The sequence below is a fragment of the Pseudomonas sp. P5_B2 genome (assembly GCF_056400445.1).
The window spans coordinates 1-792 of record NZ_JBFULH010001257.1 but is presented as its reverse complement, the minus strand read 5'-3'; the positions used below and the strand labels follow the sequence as shown (position 1 = coordinate 792).

2 protein-coding genes are annotated in these 792 nt (G+C 54.4%); both read left to right on the top strand.

Annotated elements, in window-relative coordinates:
* Positions 1-258 (top strand): DUF1329 domain-containing protein (locus AC1DRJ_RS30600; protein WP_477805404.1); only part of this gene is annotated, 258 nt, incomplete at its 5' end.
* A gap of 76 nt (positions 259-334) precedes the next feature.
* On the top strand, positions 335-792 hold a 458-nt coding region (locus tag AC1DRJ_RS30595), incomplete at its 3' end, for a WD40/YVTN/BNR-like repeat-containing protein (protein ID WP_477805403.1).

Here is a 792-nt window from a genome sequence, read left to right as displayed (position 1 = left end):
GAAGATACCTGGCAAGCGCTGTTGGGCGATCGTTGGGACGCAAGTGGTCAATTGGCGAAAACACTGTGGGCGCTACCGGCAGTCATGCCTGATATTCCAGCTCAGGCATCAGTGACGTCGGGGTTCTACGACTTTACATCCGGTACTTGGTTTGTTCTTGATTTGCTCACGGGGCAACCCTCGCAATGGGGAATTGTTGATCGCTTCAAGAAGTCTGATTTCTCGCCAACCGTCATGGCGGGGCAGGGTGTGCGTTAACGCTTAGCTTTACTGAAAGGCACCGACGAGCGCTTGGTCGGTGCTTTTGCAATGCGCGATTCAAGAGATAATAAAAATGATAATAAACAGTCGTTTAAGTGAACTGGCGGTAGCTTTGGCGTTGTCTGCTTTAGCTTCGATGGCTTGCGCTGAGGGTGGAGCTGTTGGCCCTGTCCTGGACTCTCCGGCGATGCAGATAGTTACACCCGCTCATGCTGTTCTAATTGATTTGGCACGTGCCGGTGATCGACTGATTGCCGTTGGTGAAAGGGGCGTCATCGTACTGTCCGATGACAATGGCCAGTCCTGGCGGCAGGTGCAAGTTCCGGTCTCCGTTAGTCTGGTTGCGGTCCAATTCGTGGACGCCAAGCATGGCTGGGCAGTCGGGCACGCTGGCACAGTGTTGGCCACAGTCGACGGCGGCGAGCACTGGAGCCTCCAGCTTACGGGTATACAGGCTGCAGAGATTGAGTTGCAGACTGCTCAAAACAACAAGACAGGTGCAGTCGATGCCGACTTGGCTGATATGCGCAT